The 17,812-nt window shown below is 42.2% G+C and carries 19 protein-coding genes; 14 read left to right on the top strand and 5 right to left on the bottom strand.

The features are described from left to right. The first annotated feature begins 122 nt into the window (after positions 1 to 122). The 8 genes from AB1L17_RS27475 (at position 123) to AB1L17_RS27510 (ending at position 7,768) form a co-directional block, all read left to right on the top strand. Complete coding sequence (locus AB1L17_RS27475) at positions 123 to 488, top strand: ArsR/SmtB family transcription factor (RefSeq protein ID WP_411504803.1); 366 nt, start codon at positions 123 to 125, stop codon at positions 486 to 488. Further along, the gene (locus AB1L17_RS27480; protein WP_411504802.1) at positions 481 to 2,607 is read left to right on the top strand and encodes a heavy metal translocating P-type ATPase; all 2,127 of its coding nucleotides are present in this window, start codon (positions 481 to 483) and stop codon (positions 2,605 to 2,607) included. The genes AB1L17_RS27475 and AB1L17_RS27480 overlap by 8 nt, the downstream gene beginning before the upstream one ends. 129 nt (positions 2,608 to 2,736) lie before the next feature. Next, positions 2,737 to 3,195, top strand: coding sequence for a signal peptidase II (lspA, locus tag AB1L17_RS27485; protein WP_411504801.1), 459 nt, complete (start codon positions 2,737 to 2,739; stop codon positions 3,193 to 3,195). A 10-nt stretch (positions 3,196 to 3,205) separates the two neighbouring features. After that, positions 3,206 to 3,730 (top strand): thiol-disulfide oxidoreductase ResA, encoded by a 525-nt coding sequence (gene resA, locus AB1L17_RS27490; protein ID WP_411504800.1) that lies wholly within the window; start codon positions 3,206 to 3,208, stop codon positions 3,728 to 3,730. 53 nt (positions 3,731 to 3,783) lie between these two features. Continuing rightward, on the top strand, positions 3,784 to 4,074 hold the full coding sequence (locus tag AB1L17_RS27495) for a hypothetical protein (RefSeq protein ID WP_411504799.1): 291 nt from the start codon (positions 3,784 to 3,786) through the stop codon (positions 4,072 to 4,074). Between the two features lie 79 nt (positions 4,075 to 4,153). After that, complete coding sequence (locus AB1L17_RS27500) at positions 4,154 to 4,864, top strand: cytochrome c biogenesis CcdA family protein (protein WP_411504798.1); 711 nt, start codon at positions 4,154 to 4,156, stop codon at positions 4,862 to 4,864. A 225-nt stretch (positions 4,865 to 5,089) separates the two neighbouring features. After that, entirely contained in the window at positions 5,090 to 6,901 is a 1,812-nt protein-coding gene (locus AB1L17_RS27505) for a sigma-54 interaction domain-containing protein (RefSeq protein ID WP_411504797.1), read from the top strand. Positions 6,902 to 7,129: 228 nt separating this feature from the next. Continuing rightward, a complete protein-coding gene (locus tag AB1L17_RS27510) occupies positions 7,130 to 7,768 on the top strand; it encodes a cysteine dioxygenase family protein (RefSeq protein ID WP_411504796.1) in 639 nt (212 codons plus the stop codon). A gap of 355 nt (positions 7,769 to 8,123) precedes the next feature. On the opposite strand, the gene AB1L17_RS27515 is transcribed toward AB1L17_RS27510, so the two are convergent. Further along, positions 8,124 to 8,828 (bottom strand): urease accessory protein UreH domain-containing protein, encoded by a 705-nt coding sequence (locus AB1L17_RS27515; protein ID WP_411504795.1) that lies wholly within the window; start codon positions 8,826 to 8,828, stop codon positions 8,124 to 8,126. A 186-nt stretch (positions 8,829 to 9,014) separates the two neighbouring features. Then, positions 9,015 to 9,149, bottom strand: a complete 135-nt coding sequence (locus AB1L17_RS27520) for a hypothetical protein (RefSeq protein ID WP_412848122.1) — start codon at positions 9,147 to 9,149, stop codon at positions 9,015 to 9,017. 165 nt (positions 9,150 to 9,314) lie between these two features. On the opposite strand from AB1L17_RS27520, the gene AB1L17_RS27525 reads away from it, so the two are divergent. After that, positions 9,315 to 9,650 carry a four-helix bundle copper-binding protein gene (locus AB1L17_RS27525; RefSeq protein ID WP_412848123.1) on the top strand — a complete coding sequence of 112 codons (336 nt, stop codon included), beginning with the start codon at positions 9,315 to 9,317 and terminating at the stop codon, positions 9,648 to 9,650. Between the two features lie 551 nt (positions 9,651 to 10,201). Continuing rightward, on the top strand, positions 10,202 to 11,113 hold the full coding sequence (locus AB1L17_RS27530) for a cation diffusion facilitator family transporter (protein WP_411504793.1): 912 nt from the start codon (positions 10,202 to 10,204) through the stop codon (positions 11,111 to 11,113). A gap of 337 nt (positions 11,114 to 11,450) precedes the next feature. On the opposite strand, the gene AB1L17_RS27535 is transcribed toward AB1L17_RS27530, so the two are convergent. Beyond that, positions 11,451 to 11,900, bottom strand: coding sequence for a CBO0543 family protein (locus AB1L17_RS27535; RefSeq protein ID WP_411504792.1), 450 nt, complete (start codon positions 11,898 to 11,900; stop codon positions 11,451 to 11,453). 544 nt (positions 11,901 to 12,444) lie between these two features. On the opposite strand from AB1L17_RS27535, the gene AB1L17_RS27540 reads away from it, so the two are divergent. The 4 genes from AB1L17_RS27540 (at position 12,445) to AB1L17_RS27555 (ending at position 16,521) form a co-directional block, all read left to right on the top strand. Next, a complete protein-coding gene (locus AB1L17_RS27540; protein WP_411504791.1) occupies positions 12,445 to 13,038 on the top strand; it encodes an outer membrane protein assembly factor BamB family protein in 594 nt (197 codons plus the stop codon). 429 nt (positions 13,039 to 13,467) lie between these two features. After that, the gene (locus tag AB1L17_RS27545; protein WP_411504790.1) at positions 13,468 to 14,028 is read left to right on the top strand and encodes a hypothetical protein; all 561 of its coding nucleotides are present in this window, start codon (positions 13,468 to 13,470) and stop codon (positions 14,026 to 14,028) included. A 125-nt stretch (positions 14,029 to 14,153) separates the two neighbouring features. Further along, positions 14,154 to 15,302 carry a tyrosine-type recombinase/integrase gene (locus AB1L17_RS27550; RefSeq protein ID WP_411504789.1) on the top strand — a complete coding sequence of 383 codons (1,149 nt, stop codon included), beginning with the start codon at positions 14,154 to 14,156 and terminating at the stop codon, positions 15,300 to 15,302. A 310-nt stretch (positions 15,303 to 15,612) separates the two neighbouring features. Continuing rightward, on the top strand, positions 15,613 to 16,521 hold the full coding sequence (locus tag AB1L17_RS27555; RefSeq protein WP_411504788.1) for a hypothetical protein: 909 nt from the start codon (positions 15,613 to 15,615) through the stop codon (positions 16,519 to 16,521). Between the two features lie 518 nt (positions 16,522 to 17,039). Here the strand turns inward: AB1L17_RS27555 and AB1L17_RS27560 are convergent. Then, positions 17,040 to 17,579, bottom strand: coding sequence for a Type 1 glutamine amidotransferase-like domain-containing protein (locus tag AB1L17_RS27560; protein ID WP_412848136.1), 540 nt, complete (start codon positions 17,577 to 17,579; stop codon positions 17,040 to 17,042). A 43-nt stretch (positions 17,580 to 17,622) separates the two neighbouring features. Further along, positions 17,623 to 17,772 carry a hypothetical protein gene (locus tag AB1L17_RS27565; RefSeq protein ID WP_412848124.1) on the bottom strand — a complete coding sequence of 50 codons (150 nt, stop codon included), beginning with the start codon at positions 17,770 to 17,772 and terminating at the stop codon, positions 17,623 to 17,625. Positions 17,773 to 17,812: the final 40 nt, after the last annotated feature.

Raw genomic sequence — 17,812 nt, forward strand, 5'->3', positions numbered from 1 at the left:
AATATTATTTGTATTTTTCACTTGAATTGATTCACTCAATTTGTTCAAATATTGGCTTGACTGTTTGATTCACATCGTTTTACAATAACACTCAAATGAGGATTGGAATGTGTGGTGGTTGTATGACACAAGAAGCTTGCGACATTTACTGCTATGATGAGCAAAAAGTTGCCCACGGAAAAGAGTTGCTTGCTACAAACGATGTACGAGGGATGGCGAGGATATTTAAGGCATTGGCAGACGAAACAAGAATGAAAATCGCTTATGCCTTATGCCAGGAAGAAGAGCTTTGTGTGTGTGACGTTGCTAATATTATCGGGTCTACCGTTGCCAATACTTCGCATCATTTGCGGCTGTTAAAAAACAGCGGATTGGCCAGGCACCGAAAAGAGGGGAAATTGATTTTTTATTCTTTGGACGATGATCATGTAAAACAGATGATCCACCTGACTATGGTGCATTACAAGGAGGGAAAAAACCATGGCTGATAGTGCAGCCAAAAAAAGTATTTATCGCGTGCAGGGATTTACTTGCACCAACTGCGCGTCGATATTTGAAAAGAACGTCAAACAGTTGCCACAGGTTCAAGACGCGCAAGTGAACTTTGGTGCATCCAAGGTCACCGTTTATGGTGAAACATCAATCGAAGAACTGGAAAAAGCAGGTTCCTTTGAAGGACTGAAGGTATATCCCGAAAAACAACAGCGGGCAATTGAAAAAGAACCGTTCTGGAAAAAGAAATCAACGATTCTCACCGCAATCTCCGCAGTCCTTTTGGTGGTAGGTTGGTTCCTCGGGGAGCAGTATGGTGAGGGAAGTCTTCCGTCGGTTCTTCTCTATGCGGCATCCGTCCTCATTGGTGGTTATGAGTTATTTATAAAAGGATTAAAAGGGCTTGTCCGCTTTAATTTCAATATGAACACCCTGATGACTGTGGCGATTATTGGCGCAGCGGCAATCGGCGAGTGGGGTGAAGGTGCTACCGTTGTACTCTTGTTTGCCGTCAGTGAAGCACTCGAAACCTTCTCGATGGAAAAAGCCCGACAATCCATCCGTTCCTTGATGGATGTGGCCCCCAAGGAGGCAACCATTCGTCGAGGTACTCAGGAAATCCAGGTACCCGTGGACGATATCCAAGTAGGGGATATCATGATTGTCAAACCGGGACAGAAAATTGCCATGGACGGTACCGTAATCAAAGGAAGATCGGCCGTCAATCAGGCAGCCATTACCGGCGAATCTGTTCCTGTTGAAAAAACAGTTGGGGAAGAAGTATTTGCCGGTACCCTTAATGAAGAGGGAGTACTGGAAGTAGAAATCACGAAACGAGTAGAAGATACCACGATCGCAAAAATTATCCACTTGGTCGAGGAGGCACAAGCAGAGCGCGCTCCATCCCAAGCGTTCGTCGATCGCTTCGCCCAATATTACACTCCAGGAATTATGATTCTGGCCTTGGGTATTGCGCTAGTCCCTCCACTTTTATTTGGCGGGGCGTGGGGAGACTGGATTTATCGCGGATTAGCTCTTCTTGTAGTCGGTTGTCCTTGCGCTCTGGTGATCTCAACTCCGGTATCCATTGTAACGGCTATCGGGAATGCGGCAAAAAACGGCGTACTGATTAAGGGTGGTGTACACCTCGAAGAAGCCGGCGGACTGAAAGTGATTGCTTTTGATAAAACGGGTACGTTAACGAAAGGCGTGCCGGAAGTAACCGACTTCTTGCGTGTTCAAGGTCCGGAAGATAAAGACCTGCTGGCAATATCCGGTGCCATCGAAAAATGGTCGCAACATCCTCTTGCTTCTGCGATCGTCCGCAAAGCAGATAACCATAAAGTTGATTTCGAGGCATGGAAGGCAGACGACTTCCAATCCATTACTGGTAAAGGTGCAAAAGCAACGGTTAATGGACAATTGTATTACATTGGCAGTCCCCGCCTGTTTGAAGAACTTCTGCCCGGCGGAATCGAACAGGGATTACGGGACAAGATCCAAACCCTTCAACACCAAGGCAAAACGGTTATGATCCTGGGTACGGAACAGGAAGTTCAGGCGCTAATCGCCGTTGCTGATGAAGTGCGGGAAAGCAGCAAAGCAGTCATTCGCAAACTACGTGATTTGGGTATCGAGAAGACGGTTATGCTTACAGGCGACAACCGTGCAACAGGGGAAGCAATCGGCAAACAGGTAGACATCCACGAAGTAAAAGCGGAGCTCATGCCGCAGCATAAGTTGGAAGCCATCAAGCAGTTGAAAGAGCACGGAAAAGTAGCGATGGTCGGGGATGGTGTAAACGATGCCCCTGCCCTTGCAACGTCCAACGTAGGTATTGCGATGGGGGGGGCGGGAACAGATACCGCATTGGAAACGGCAGATATTGCCTTAATGGCAGATGATCTGACGAAACTGCCGTTTACGATTAAACTTAGCCGCAGCACGTTGCGGATCATAAAACAGAACATTGTGTTCGCCCTGGGTATAAAAGCCCTCGCGCTGGCATTCATTGTTCCCGGTTGGTTAACCTTATGGATGGCGATCTTCGCAGACTTAGGGGCAACGTTACTTGTTACCTTGAATGGACTTCGGTTGTTACGTGTAAAGGAATAGACAACCTATACCAGGGAGGAGGGCAGGTTGCCATATTTCCCTGGTATATTCCAGTTTAGTGAAGTTTTCTGAAAGATTTCCTTCACCTGCAGAATCAGTGGTAGGAGTAAAAAAACAATGAGGTGTCATATGGTCTATTTTTGGATGATAGTAGCTGTTAGTGTTGATCAAATAGCAAAATTTATTGTGAAAACTTTTATGGAACTTGGGGAAAGCATTCCGCTTATTCAGGATGTATTTCATCTGACATCCCATCGGAATCCCGGAGCTGCTTGGGGGATATTGGCTGGGCAAAGATGGCTCCTTATAACCATTGCCGTGGTAGTGGTCTTAGTAGGATCCTTCTATGCAAAAAAGATCACAAATCGAATCCAGAAGCTCGGACTAGGGCTGTTTCTTGGAGGGGCGCTTGGGAATGTAGTTGACCGGGTCTTATACGGAGAAGTTGTGGACTTTTTTGATTTCCGTATTATCAACTACCCCATTTTTAACACCGCAGATACAGCCATTGTTATCGGGGGAATTGTTCTCGCTCTGGCTAGCTGGAAAGAAGACAAGTTGAATCGAAATACAAGAGGAATTAATTAGGAGGAACAAGATGTCGGGAAGTGTACGTTTATTTGTTCGTTCCGGAATTTTGGCTTTATTATTACTTGCGCTTGCATTCGCAGTATACTCTAGTGTTTTTAAAGAAAAGGGGCCGGAAGTTGGAAAAGCTGCGCCAAATTTTAGCCTAAAACAATTTGACGATAGCACATTTAAAAAGCTCTCCGATTATCGGGGGAAAGCAGTTGTTCTAAATTTTTGGGGATCTTGGTGTGTACCATGTAAAACGGAGATGCCTGCATTAGAGAGACAATATCAGCGATTTAAGGATAAGGGGTTGGTTATCGTTGGAATTAATATCGGAGAATCTCCAATCGTAGTTGAACCATTTGTGCAATCCGTTGGGGTAACGTTTCCGATCTGGTTGGACAGTGAACGAATCGTAACGCAATTATATAGAATTAGCCCGATTCCACACACTTTTTTTATTGATAAAGATGGGATCATCCGTGATACGTATATCGGAGAAATGACCGAGACGATTATGTATAACAAAATACAAAAGATTTTACCATAAAACAGGACAGGTATATTGTAATCATACAAAAATGGTGTACGAGGGGGAAAATCGTGGATAGGTTTATTCATATAGTATGTATTTTCATCGTCTCCCTCTTACAACTAATTTCGCCAATGTCTTTACAAGCTGATCCCTCATCTGCTCAAAGTAAACCAATGATAAGCGGAACAGTTAAGAGAGAAACCATTCCCACTGAAACCAAAAAGGACCAAGTTATACTTGCCGGACGACAGGAAATTTCCCCAGCTATCCTTGCGTTTTTCTTTGCTTTTCTAGTCTTATTGCCTGTTATTAAATTGATAGTCACAATTGTTAAAAACCTTAAGGTAAAGAAGGAGTAAAATTTCATGTTAACGACTAGGTATCAAATTAAACTTTAGTTCCGAATGATAGAGGATTGTACATACTGGAGGGTTTGAAGTGGAATCAAATATAACGTTACTACTTGCGTTCGGGGCGGGCTTGCTGTCTTTTATTTCACCCTGCTGTCTACCCCTATATCCATCTTTCTTATCGTACATCACAGGAATTACAGCCGAAGAGGTAAAAAAAGGGCAGATGGTATTCCGACGTCAGGCCATGTTCCATACCCTGTTTTTTATCATAGGATTCTCTATTATATTTCTTGCGCTTGGGTTATCCACTTCGTTACTCGGTAGCCTGTTTTCGGCTTATCAAGATTTACTAAGGCAAGTTGGCGGAATTGTTTTAGTCTTGTTGGGACTCATAATGGTTGGCCTATTCAAAACGGAAATCTTGATGAAAAGTTGGAAGATCGAGTTAAAAAACCGGCCGTTGGGTTATCTTGGATCAGTGGTTATAGGAATAACCTATGCCGCAGGTTGGACCCCTTGTGTTGGGCCTATTTTATCCGCAATCATTGTCCTTGGGGTAACAAATCCAGAAAACGCTCTATACTATACGCTTGCGTATACACTTGGATTTGCCATCCCGTTTTTCCTTATGACGTTCTTCATAAGCAAAGTAAAAGCCATTGTAAAATACTCAGATCGGCTTATGAAGATAGGGGGAACCATGATGGTTTTATTTGGTGTTCTACTATACACGGATAAAATGACGGATATCACCGTGTTTCTTATTCGTTTGTACGGGGGGTTTACAGGGTTCTAGGAGGGAACTATGTAATCCTACCTTAAATTGCTTTCTTTACTGTACGTGTGGTTATAGTCATTTCGTTGAAACCTTCTGGGAAAATGGCCCGTCATCCTTATCAAGGGGTATTTAATCATAATCTGTCGAGAATGCTTCTGTTAACCGAATCAGTATAGGAACAGTAAACGTAACATAAGTAGCAGCGGGTTAAGATGATCCGCTATTTGGTAGGGAGTAATCTAAATGGATCATACAAATCGTTACTTGCCAGACTTTCAGCAAATTCTTGAAGCCGTTTCGGATGTGTTGAAATTGGAGGCCACACTAGTTAATGATGAGATGGTCCGAATCGCAGGGACTGGCCCATACTGGCATCGCATTGGGGAGAGTGTACACCCTGACTCTGCCTTCGGACATGCGTTAAGGTCTGGATCGCCTGTGCGGTTGGCCGATCCACGTGTTGATGAGTTCTGTCAGGGATGCGGAGCTCGTTTCTCCTGTAACGAGACAGCGCATATTGCAAGCCCGATTCTCGGGGAGAAGCCGATTGGAGTTCTTGGTCTCATTGCCTTTACGGATAATCAGAGGGAGCGACTGATGTACGGTTTGGATGGTTATGTAGGCTTTCTCTCCAAGATTTCCGAACTGATTGCCAGCAAGATGAAAGAGGAGAAAACCATCGGGGCTCTATTGCATACCCAGGGTTACCTGCAGGCTGTTACCGATTCGGTAACGGAAGGATTGGTGGCGGCAGACGAGCAAGGTTCCGTAACTTACCTTAATGGACCCGCGCGACAGCTTCTCCGGCTGACAGCTGGTAAGTTACCATCTGTCATCACAGATTTACCTGGCCTTGACTCTCACGTCCGGGAAGTGCTGGACAATGGGAAGGGATTAACCAATCGTGAGTTCACCGTTGCCACTACTCAGGGCTCTGTTACCGTATTGGGCAATATTCAACCAATTCGGGTGAAAGGTTCCGTGAAGGGTGTCGTAGCCAGCTTACGCGACATCCAAGAGGTGTATGAACTGGTCAATCACATCAACGGAGAACAGCACTTTTACGGTTTTGACCGGATCATTTATCGGAGTTCGGCCATGGCTCGTACGGTCGAACGAGCTAAGCGTGTCGCAGTGAGCCAATCAACGGTCTTAATCCGAGGAGAAAGCGGTACAGGTAAAGAGTTGTTTGCACGGGCGATCCACGATGGAAGTCCGAGGCGGGAAGGACCGTTTATAGCCATTAACTGCGCCGCCATTCCTGAGGAGTTGTTGGAAAGCGAGTTGTTCGGCTACGCAGCCGGGGCGTTTACTGGTGCCCACAAGGGCGGGAAACCGGGCAAGTTTGAGCTGGCGAACCGCGGGACTATCTTCTTGGATGAGATTGGAGACATGTCGTTACGTCTGCAAGCTAAATTGCTGCGCGTAATCCAGGAGTCGGAGGTAACCCGTGTTGGAGACACAAAGAGTACCAGATTAGAGGTGCGTATCATTGCAGCGACCCACCATAATCTGGAGAAGCTTATAGAACGAAAGGAATTCCGTGAAGACTTGTACTTTCGGCTTAATGTGATTCCGATTGAAATTCCGCCTCTTCGTGAACGACCTGAAGACATCCTGTTGCTCGCGGATTACTTTCGTTTGAAAAAGGCTGGATTGATGGACAAACAGACGGTCTCGTTCGACCCGGAGACGGAACAGGTGTTGGTGCAATATCACTGGCCGGGCAACGTTCGCGAATTGGAGAACGTAGTCGAATACGCTATTACTATGTCCTCAGATCCCCTGATTGGGGTAAGCTCTCTGCCAAACAGAGTCTTCGATGCTGTTCCTTCACACAGGACTCCCGACAAAGTATCTGGCTTAATCCCTCTGAAAGACATCGAGCGGAGGGAGATTCAACGGGGGATTAAGTTGTACGGAACTGGTGAGAAGGCCATTATCCGAATCGCGCTTGAACTTGGAATTAGCCGATCCACGGCTTACCGTCGCCTGAACGAATACGGTTTGTTTCCGGGCGTTAACTCATCCCCCGGTACTGTTGTTTCAGATTGAGAGGGCCTCTCAATTTGAGATTCAAATCTGTTGGAATGAGTGATTCATACCCTGGATCTCTTCCTGACTCCTTACTTATTGACGGCAAGAAATTACAGCTTCTGCTGGCTTCTTCCCTAGAGAAACCCAGCTTTACCGGAGGGTACCCATTTGAAAAAAGTATGCGATTTGTTTGGCGTATTTCTTGCTTAATACAAGTTTCATATTCTGTCAGGGAGGGTATGTAACTTGGCATACAATAGGGAAAATCCAGTCCATTTTAATTCGGAAGAACAGTTGTCCATTGTCACAGATCAGGCGGACGACTATGTTCTCGATGACTTTGTAAGGGATATGACCATGGCGGTAGAGCAGTACAATGAAGATGACAAGCTGGTTACCGAAGCTGAACGACTTGTAGGTAAGCTGGTCCGCGGGATATCGTGGCTTCCACCAGAGAAACAGAATCCTAAAGCCGAAATCTACGCTCGTCATACGCTTTTTGTCGACCCAAAGAATAGATTCGAGGTGATGGCACTGGTCTGGCAGCCCGGTCAATGTACACCTCTGCATGATCACGACGGCACATGGGGAGCGGAAGGGGTACTGGTTGGCCGAATCAAAGTGACCAACTTTATTCAGGCTGATGTGATCTCTGGAGATGTCGTGAGACTCGTAAAAACCGGTACAGTGATCGTTAATGCACAGTGCACGGGTCAGCTCTTACCCCCGGCTGACTGCCACATCCTTGAGGCAGTGGGGGATCAAATCGCTATCACTATCCATGTTTATGGAAAGCAGTTACGCAAATTTAGAGTGTTCGAGCCCCTGAAGGAAGAGGGTATCTATGTCACCCGTGATCACTTCGTGGATTACACTGAGGTTTAGCTTGGCCGTCCCTTTCATTACAAGGCAGGGAGTCAATCAAAGAGAGCTTGGGTAATAAATTGACTGTTGCGAAAAAAGCTTAACCTGTATAGTCACATCAGCCTTAGTCCGATATTCAATTAGACTAAGGTTTTTTATTTTCTCTAGAAGTCATTGCGTATTATTTATGATGAAATTGAATAAATACACTCATGCTTTTTCTAAAGTCATGAACGACGAGACTTCCGACTACAAATGCAAAGAATTTATTACTCGCGGAGAATAACCACTCGATTGCTTATGACAGGGCTGTATTTCTTGGGGAAGTCGTCGATTTCCGTTCTTAGTTTCTTGATTCTAGGTAAGATATTTATAGCTACGAAATCCAGTATTCAATTAACTCGTTGAATCCAATTATTATGAAGATGAATCCCGTAACTCGTTGAATGAGGGCTCCCCCTTTTTTTGCGCGTTGCACAAAAGACGAATACTGACCTAAAAGTGATATAACAAGAACGACAAGCAGTAGCGGTACAACTGTACCGATTCCGAAGATTGGCGGCAACAATATCCCAACAGGATTTAAGATCATCGTCGGAGCTAACAGACCAAAGAACAACCAGAACATGGTAGGGCAAAAAGCAAGAGCAACAGCAACCCCCAAACCAAATGGGTAAAAGCCTGTCTCCTGGAGCTGGTTAACTAGTTTTGGTATTAACACTGATACAATTTTGGGGCTTTTTCCCGGAAGATGGATGATGTTAAGCATATATAAACCTACAACTATAAATAAAGGTGCGAGTAACTTATGGGGCCATTCAAACAAGGGATGGGCCTCACTCGATAACCCCTGTCCAAACGTTAGGATGAGGAACCCTAATATCCAGTAAACTGTTATTTTGCCAAAAGCAAAAGCTGCGAATTCAGATTTTGGTATTTTTTTTGTTGTGATATCTTTTTGATTAAGCATAAAGGTCGCTAGATTATTAGAAAATTGGCATGGTTCCAATGCACCAATGATACCCAGGAGGAAAGCGCCGATAAAGGGAAAATTTATGTACATGTCTTGAATAAGGTGCATAAAGTTCCTCCATCATGAACCACTTGTTTGTTACACTATATGTCCTCATGAACAAAATTTTTCCAGATTGTTAAATTGTTAACTGATTCTCAATTGTAATGCCGATAGTCCTTTGCGAAAAGATACCGGCAATTTTTCTGTCAAATAGAGATCTGCGTACAAAATGCGGATGTTGGCGCCGTACACCTACATCATTGTTCCTTCCATACGCTTCATTTGCTCTTCTAAACGCCTACATCTTTCGTTAATGATATCTACCGTTTGTTTAATTTCATTTGTCGTAATCATGTGCTGTCTCATCAGGTCCATCATTCGTCTCATGTCTTCGGGCATCATCATTTCCTGTCGCATCGGCGGCATCGATTGAGATGACGGATAATACCAGGTACTTGGTTGTATATACACCGGCCAATCACTATTTGATTACATGCCCTGATTAAAATCCTAATGTCGGGAATACTAATCCTGATCTGTATGAAGAGGGAGATGAGGGAATTGCACGCTGTTCACCAATCTTGTATCGATGCATGCCTTAAGTGTGCAGTCGAATGCCATCACTGTGCTACCGCATGTGTAGGCGAACCAGACGCACAAAATCGGCAAAAGTGCATTCAAATTTGTTTCGATTGCTCCCAGCTTTGCCTCTTGTCTATTCAGTTCATGGCAAGGGGAAGTAGCTACGCCAAAGCGCTTTGTGAACTCTGCGCCCAAGTTTGCGAAGCATGCGCAGCAGAGTGCGAGAGCTTTAACGACGAACACTGCAAACGCTGCGCCGAGGCTTGCAGGAAATGTGCTGAGGAATGCCGGAAAATGGCGGCGTAATCAGGATTAAGAGAATGGGTCATGGTATGGAAATAAGACCATGACCCATTTTTACACGTATCTCGGCTGTACCCCTAAAAATATGGAAATAATCTCACAAAAGCTGAAATCACAAGGATTTAAGGATGTTCCGAATTTATTTTAGGAATCGGAACTTAGAACTTCGACATGCTATAAAACCCAAACAATCAGGTGAAAAAGCATTGTAATCCTTGATTTTGTTCCGTTACTGACTCTATTGGGAACAGTTTTTTACATTGAATACAAATAAACAAAGTGGAAGCCCTTGATAAATAAGGACTTTCACTTTTCGAGTTAAGATTACAGCATATAGTTGGCTATACATAAAAAAAGCTGTTGTTTTATATGAGGATTAACAAGGTTCCATTGCACCAATTAACCCAAAGCCACTGCCATTTTCTTATTGTTCCAAACATTACTCGGTTGATCAAATGGAGTAAGTCTTTTATTAAAGTCTCTACATATTTTTGCGCTATAAAGGAAAACATTACATATGGGAAATAATCCTTACGGTTGTATGGAGAGTGGATATGGGAAAACCAACAAATTCTGCAATAATCGCTGCATGGGCTGGATTAATTAGCAACATTATTTTAACGGTGATAAAACTTTTTGTTGGCTTGTATTACGGAAGTAAGGTTTTATTGGCGGATGGAATACATAATGCTGGTGACGTGTTTGCCTCTGTTGCTGCGTTTAGTGCCATGAGAATATCCAAAAAACCAGCTGATGAAAAACATCCCTACGGTCACGGCAAAGCTGAAGTGATTGCATCGGGCATCGTTGCAGTCGTACTCGCAGTAGCTGCTATTGTAATCGCTTATCACTCTGTACATACATTGTTTAGCCCTGCTCCGGGAGCAAATGTAATTGCACTGATCGCTGCCTTGGTTTCATTAATTTGGAAACAAATTTTGTTTAAATACACTATAAAAATCGGAAAAGAGCAAAATAGTAAAGGGTTAATTGCTACTGCTTATGACCACCTTGCTGATGTTTATGCCTCTCAAGCAGCGGTTATAGGGATTGGTCTTGGTTATATTGGTGAACTTAAGAATATACCTTTATTAGCATATGGTGACCCGTTTGCAGGCATTGTTGTTTCTCTGATCGTATTAAAACTGGCATACAAAATGGGGAGAGAATCAATTGACACTCTTATGGAGAAAACAGTTGATTCATCGAAGATACAGGAATTTACCGAGTTGATTTTCTCAGTTCCAGAAGTGATGAGAATTGATCGTTTACGAGCTAGAGAACACGGACATTATATTCTTGTGGACGTGCGAGCAAGTGTTTCAGGAGCACTGACCGTTAAGGAAGGTCATGATATTAGTCGGCTAATTAAACAGAGAATAATGGAATATCACAAAGATGTAGATGAGGTACTGGTTCATATAAACCCATGGTATGAAGAAAATGAGTCCACGGAGAAGCAGTAGTCGAATGATTTTCTTACTATCTAGGTCTTCTTTTTGATGGGTATTTAGAAGATCAGTATTAAAATGTAAAACGTAATGATGATTAAGGAGACCATCAATGATTTTTTGCTATCACCATAGCCATGATGGAGTGACTGGATCAAAATGCATCTAATTTCCTCTTACAAAACATCGTAAAGAAGGGAAACTGATGTTCTATTAAAGTTCATTAGAACAAACATTATGGGACTCCATCATGCCCATGGAAGTATTCGCAATGAATCTACCTATGACCGAGGCATCACACCATCTTTTCGGAACTGTGAGAGGGAGATAGTGCAATTCAACCCTGTGGAACCTATAAGACACCGTGTTTTTTCAATAACTGGTAATATCGATAACCGACTAACACTGATAGGAAGTAGGAGAGTGTAGTCCAGTATATATTCCAACCAGTGTGGTAGTGAATTCTTCCGAGAGCAAGCCATATCAACTCAATCCCCGTGAGAAGGCCTGTAAAACCTACCATTAAAAACACAATATTTCTTTTCCTCTCTCTAGCCAGTTTGACAAAAAAACAGCCAATCACTGCGAAACTCCCCAAATCAAATGGTAAGCCTGAGAAGTCTTGTTCCTGACCGAAGGGGTATATATCCCATAAACCAAAATAAAATCCAGCACAATTCATAACGTACGAGATCACGGCTGAAAATGGTGCAATTGTTAGTACAATTATCGGCTCATTTTTATAAAGCCAATAACCAAAAATCCACGGAATAACAAATGCAATCAATATATTCGTAACCATTGAAATTAAGGAACTCCTCTACAATTATTTTGCCAATAGTTCTTTCGTTAAAATTATTATGTTCAAAAGGACGTTTAATTATATCCGGAAGTTTTTAAGTCTGAACATAACCCTTGTACTTGTTATTCCTGGACGGACTTGCTTCTTCCAATCTGGAAGTTTCTCGTGATTCATCATACGATTACGTACACCGGCGGATTCTCCGATATAAAGGAGACGATGCACCTTGAATGTTTCCGGGAGTAAAAGAGTGGATCGGGGGTATGTGTACACTCACATACACAGTAGAGTCCAGATTGATCCGGATTTCTTTTGCTTCTTAATGCCAATAGCCCTGAAAGTCTACCTTGTGAAAACTGGCTTTTTTTGTGTTCAAAACTCCTTAACGTTGTAAATACGCGTTTTGCTGGCGGTACCCCCACAAGAAGCCGAGCAATGGTCGTTCATTCGAGTTCACCAAAAACACAAATCGATAGGAATTCAAGAATGGGCAGCTTCAGCGTTACGTGCAGTGGCAAAGGACGGAAAGATCCTTTGGGAGTACATGATTGATTCGGAGTACGGTATGCCAACAGAAGGAGAGCCTCTAATAGCGAAAGATCACACGATATATTTTGGTACGTACGAAGGTATGATTGCATTGAATCCAGATGGGACAAAAAAATGGGAAGTGGATCTGCAAGATAGCGATTTGTCCTTCTCCAAAAGAATTAGTCTGATGGATAGAAATTTCCTTGCTTTATCAAACGATGAAAAGACAATGTACTTTGTCAGAAATCGTACTACAAAGTTGGAGAATGCAAAAGTATACGCTTTGGAAGCGGAAACTGGAAAAGTAAAATGGATGAAACAAATTGATATTGCCGCTTTGTATAGTGTACTTCCTGATGGAAATTTGCTCTTTACCTTAGATCACAATTTGGGTGGATCTCTCGCCATCATGGATTCGCAGGGCGACATTCTACACATTCAAAACAATACAAGACTCAGGGACAATGCTTATATAAATCTGATTCCGTATCGGATGTTGCCTAATGGGACGGTAATCATGGAGAAAACAGTCTTTCCAGGTGATTATTCCTACAGCAACCATTCTTTAGCTGGATATAGCTGCAGTAAAAGTATGGTTGCGCAATAATATTGAAGAAGAAACGAAAAGGCGATCGGTGTTGGTAGCAACACTGTTGGCAAGAACGTAGTTAAGTAAATGATAATTACCAGTTGCCGCTAAATATATGCAAAGGAGGGACTGGTTTGAAAAAGAGGGTTTTATCAACTCTGTCGGCATCACTTATAGTGGTGTCGTCTTTTTCTTTGCCAGTTAAGATCGGGGGCTATTTTTGTGCACTTTATTAAGCTAATTGTGTCTCAGCGATGCAGATTAAGGAAGCAATTTTGTGTAGTTGTACTGAGGCGTTTTTTATTAAAAGGGGAATACAATCCCCAACCAACTATTCCGAAAAGATAACTTTTCGGAATAGTTGGTGACGGAATTAGAAAAGTATGGTAGAATATTTGGTAAGAACAAACATTCGCAGTCCGCAGGTAACGAATATGGAGGAAAAAGATGAAGACAATCAATCAAGATGTTATCTCGATGATAGTATCAATCTTTTTAGGTTATGCTGCAATTTTTGCCACATTGCTTGGACTTGTGTTTGTTGTATTCACATTAAGGCGTGAGCATTTCAATTTTTCAAGAACGAATGATAGAGATAGATTTAGTGTGGAAATTGTATCGTTTCATACTGTGTATCTTAATTTTGCAGCTGGTATGCTGATCTCATTGTACATGTCTTCAGTAAAGGTTTTTGAAACGGGTTTTTTAGAGTCAGGTACATTTACGATAGATGGCCCTATACGGAGTGTATTTATTTTGTTGATTATAATCAATTTTGGTAATGCTATATTAGGTGCATTTGATTATAGATACCGAATAATCTCCTGGCTTTTATGTGCTACATCCATTGGTGGTTACGTTAACATCGAACGTGCACCCGAAATTCAAGAGCTCACTTTTTTCCTCATTGCTTTACTAATATTGTGCTTAATGCAGGTATGGGCGATGGTTCGACTCAACTTACCTCCATCCTCAGGTGCAAAAGAGAAAAATAAAAGTAAAAAATAGCTTGTCTATTCCCCTTCTCTTATAGATTTTCATTTAAATCATACTAAGTTTAACAATTCCGAAAAACTTCATTTTCGGAATAATTACGAACGTTTGTTCTGATTATAAAGGATGGTGTTTCCCTCTTGAAGAAAAACATCGAACTGGCCATCGAGGAAAAACTTCGCCAAAAGTTGCTGCGCCTCCCTGAATTTGTGATGGACTTCTTTAGAAGCATTGAAGATACAAAACAACTTCAAACTAGGTTTGAGTACGCAAAAGATATCCTCATGTTCTTTGAATTCTTACTCTCCTCCAGTAAGTGCGACCGGGATAACACGATTGCCTTACTCCCTACCGACTTGGACAAATTAGAAGAGAATGATATTCGTGACTTTTTCGATCATCTCAAGTCTTATACCCTTACCTATACTACAAAAAATAAAGTAGTTTCTAAAATAATTACCAACGAAAATAGCAGTAGGTCAAGAAAATTAGCCACATTACGCCAATTTTTTTCTTATTTATTTAAGAAAAAGCTTATTTCCAGGGATGTTACTCCTAATATAGAAATAAGCGTGAAGAAGAAAGCTACCATCAATGACAGACTCACTCCTGATGAAATGACGCGCTTCTTCCAAACGATTATGGATGACATCGAGGTTAAAGGCGAACATCAAATGGCCTATCACGAAAAGCTTCGTATGCGCGATTATATTATGTCTCTTTTGTTGGCGTATACCGGAATACGTGTTAGTGAGCTAATTCAACTAGATGTAGGTGACATCTACCTCCAAAAGGAACAAATAAAAGTTCTGCGTAAAGGTGGGAAAGAAGAATTAATTACACTCCCATCTCGAATTGTTGAAGATATCTCCGATTATATTGAGGCCAGAAAGCAACAAGAAAGCGTCACCAAAGGTCATGAGAACGCATTATTCCTTTCCCTCCAAAAGAAAAGAATAGATGCAAGGACTGTCAGGCAAATGCTTGAAAAATATCGTAAACGTAGCAAGATTGATACGAAAATTACTCCTCACGTTTTCAGGCGTACATTCGGGACCAACCACTATAATACCTATGAGGATATGTATCTAACCGCTCAAGTACTAGGACATTCTTCTGCTGAGACTACTCGTAAGTTTTATGCTGATCCGGACCAAGCTCGTGTGGACTGGTCAATGCAAAAATTTGATTACGAGAAAAAAGATGTACAACCTTCAGGCAAGTATAGCAAATTGGCTGCTAAGTTGGGGATTAGCGTGGATGAATTACTTAAGGAGCTTCAAGACTAATTATCCAACAAAGGTTAATCTCTGATCAAAAAATGGTTGAGAATGTTTCTATTAAACCTGTCAGAACACAAATTTCTACATTCATTCGGGTCTGAATTCTAATAAATAGGTACAGATCCCGTGTTAACCCAGAGAGCAATGAGTCATAAATAGTCTTGTAGATAACGGGTGCAATCATCCGAGGAATGATAAGTGAGTACCAGCCATCATAAAGCTACGAAAGTTAATGGGAAAGATTTAACACTACAAGTAAACCCGTATTTATCGCTTTCCCATATCCTTTCGAATTGATCGGAGTGAGTTAAAGAAAATGAACCACCTTAACAAAACCAGTTCAAGTAGCAAAAGAAAATTCAAGCTACCTTCCCTTCTCGATGCCACTCTAATACTTGCGATACTCTCAGTAGCTGGTTATGTAATAACCTATTTTAGATTATTTACAACGTATAAACATTTTAATATTCCTAGGGAATTTATTGAAGTAACCTTTAATAAAGTAATTGATACAGCCAGTATCTATTATTGGACTGGATTTGCTACAGTTTTCATTGCCTACGTAATTCAAAGATTATGGAGTAAATTAGGTAGCTCTTCAGGGCTTAAGACTATCATGAACCATGCGACACTTCACATTTTTTGTTGGCTGATACTGCTGATTGGCTTTTATGGTTATCTTGATATTAAGCTCTCCATCGTAGGCATCATTGCGATTGTATGCAGCGCATTAATTATTGTGCTAGATGTAAATAAAAAAAGGCTTTCTGAACCCTTCGAAAAGCTTCAAGAATACCTGGGAAATTGGTATTTGGTCATCTTTATTCTTTTATTACTCCCCTTTATCTCTTTTAGTCTCATGTCATACTCACTATTTTTTAATGTAAAGCACATTGAAATCATTGAAAAGAACACTACAATTGAGAAAAAAATAGAGAATAAAACTGAATCGATCAAAATTGTACAAAAGGAAACCAGTGATCAAACAGTTGAAGAGCTTCAAAAGGAACTAAAAGATAATGGATTGATAGTCGATAGAAAAGAAATGAAGATCGTAGTGGGAGAATACGAAAATAAATTCATCGTAAGGATTGCAGAAATAAAGGATTATTACAATGGAATGCCTGTGCTGTCCCACTTCAAACCAGAATTTGAATTAATTCCAAAAGACTCAGAGTATGATCTGAGGATAACAAAATTTGATAAGCCATTAGCGCCCCTTTAAAAAACCCATTAGTAGCAGGTGTAATCCTTTACTGTCAATTGACCATTTTGAGCAATGGGTCATCCTTACATTTTCGGTAAGAAGGCAATACAAACCTTTCCATTCAGCTGCAACCGAGGCAAATGCCTAAGGCTCCCCTGCTACAAATTATACGCTGAACTGGAGTTATGCGAACTTTTAACGATCAGTGACATTAGGTCAGAATGTACGTAGCAACCCGCCCCCACTAATGTCGTATGAAAATGAAGTCTTAGACTGGAGTCGTTGATTTGACGCGGTTTTTAGGAGTAGAGCATCGGCAGATCCTAAGAAATAAGTATTAGACTAAACTTCACTATTATGAAAGGCAGTCTGAAGACTTGGAAAATAAAGTCGTAGACTGCCTCTTGTTATTGAGCTATCGTACCCGTTTAGCTTAATAAAGTAATCAACATTTACTTTCGACTAACGCACCTCTAAACCGACCGTAATAATTACCACTAAGGTTCCACCAATTATATGTAAACAGCGGAGTAATATCAGGGCGAAAACAGTTTCCAATGCCCTTCGGAGACAACTTCGACCGCTCCGTCGATCACTTTGATGGCGGTCTGATCATCAATCGCATACGCTGGACCTTGCATCCCGGCGGCCCATCTCTCTGCATCAGCCATGGTGTTTCTCGGCAGCATCTCGTGATCCAGATGCGGAAATATTGCAAAATCAACCAGTCTTAGCGTTTCATCGCCACCGTTGGGTGGAGTCCACCCAACGAAGAAATTCCCGATGTTAGGTGCCATCACCATGCTCCCGGCACTCAGTCCCACATAGACTAAGTTCAGCGACGGCAAGAGGTCTGCCAGTCCGGACTGCCGCATCCAGTAACACAGATACAAGGGGTCACCGCCATTTACTAGTAGAACGTCAGTCTCCTTGATCATAGGAACCCAAAGCTCTTCATCGATGCTAGGCAACGCGGTGAGCTCCAGAACCCCCATCGACTTCCAGCCCAGCTCACACATCGGTGTGGTGGCTTGTCCGCTAAAGAACTGCCATGCATGGCCCGCACCACCACGTATGGCGTACACCGCAGGTACTTTTCAATAACACCGTGTAATATTTTCACTTGGTCTCTTCCATCTTGACTGGACAGAATGGCGATAAACCGTTCCCTAGTGGTACCTGAATAGGCGTACGGATCAATATCCAGCCCGCAATAGGATGGATAGAAATCAGCATGAGATGCATATGAAAAATTCCCCAGGTAACCATCGCTTACCCCTATATAGGAAACTACGCTATTAACCTCTAA

It is taken from the genome of Brevibacillus jepli, assembly GCF_047229145.1.
Taxonomy (GTDB): Bacteria; Bacillota; Bacilli; order Brevibacillales; family Brevibacillaceae; genus Brevibacillus.

What these genes read in the sequence shown, in the direction of transcription:
- AB1L17_RS27475 (WP_411504803.1), top strand. Translation starts at nt 123, where the DNA reads ATGACACAAGAAGCTTGCGACATTTACTGCTATGATGAGCAAAAAGTT.
- AB1L17_RS27480 (WP_411504802.1), top strand. Translation starts at nt 481, where the DNA reads ATGGCTGATAGTGCAGCCAAAAAAAGTATTTATCGCGTGCAGGGATTT.
- lspA (WP_411504801.1), top strand. Translation starts at nt 2,737, where the DNA reads ATGGTCTATTTTTGGATGATAGTAGCTGTTAGTGTTGATCAAATAGCA.
- resA (WP_411504800.1), top strand. Translation starts at nt 3,206, where the DNA reads ATGTCGGGAAGTGTACGTTTATTTGTTCGTTCCGGAATTTTGGCTTTA.
- AB1L17_RS27505 (WP_411504797.1), top strand. Translation starts at nt 5,090, where the DNA reads ATGGATCATACAAATCGTTACTTGCCAGACTTTCAGCAAATTCTTGAA.
- AB1L17_RS27515 (WP_411504795.1), bottom strand. Translation starts at nt 8,828, where the DNA reads ATGCACCTTATTCAAGACATGTACATAAATTTTCCCTTTATCGGCGCT.
- AB1L17_RS27520 (WP_412848122.1), bottom strand. Translation starts at nt 9,149, where the DNA reads ATGAGACGAATGATGGACCTGATGAGACAGCACATGATTACGACAAAT.
- AB1L17_RS27525 (WP_412848123.1), top strand. Translation starts at nt 9,315, where the DNA reads ATGAGGGAATTGCACGCTGTTCACCAATCTTGTATCGATGCATGCCTT.
- AB1L17_RS27530 (WP_411504793.1), top strand. Translation starts at nt 10,202, where the DNA reads ATGGGAAAACCAACAAATTCTGCAATAATCGCTGCATGGGCTGGATTA.
- AB1L17_RS27535 (WP_411504792.1), bottom strand. Translation starts at nt 11,900, where the DNA reads ATGGTTACGAATATATTGATTGCATTTGTTATTCCGTGGATTTTTGGT.
- AB1L17_RS27540 (WP_411504791.1), top strand. Translation starts at nt 12,445, where the DNA reads ATGATTGATTCGGAGTACGGTATGCCAACAGAAGGAGAGCCTCTAATA.
- AB1L17_RS27545 (WP_411504790.1), top strand. Translation starts at nt 13,468, where the DNA reads ATGAAGACAATCAATCAAGATGTTATCTCGATGATAGTATCAATCTTT.
- AB1L17_RS27555 (WP_411504788.1), top strand. Translation starts at nt 15,613, where the DNA reads ATGAACCACCTTAACAAAACCAGTTCAAGTAGCAAAAGAAAATTCAAG.
- AB1L17_RS27565 (WP_412848124.1), bottom strand. Translation starts at nt 17,772, where the DNA reads ATGGTTACCTGGGGAATTTTTCATATGCATCTCATGCTGATTTCTATC.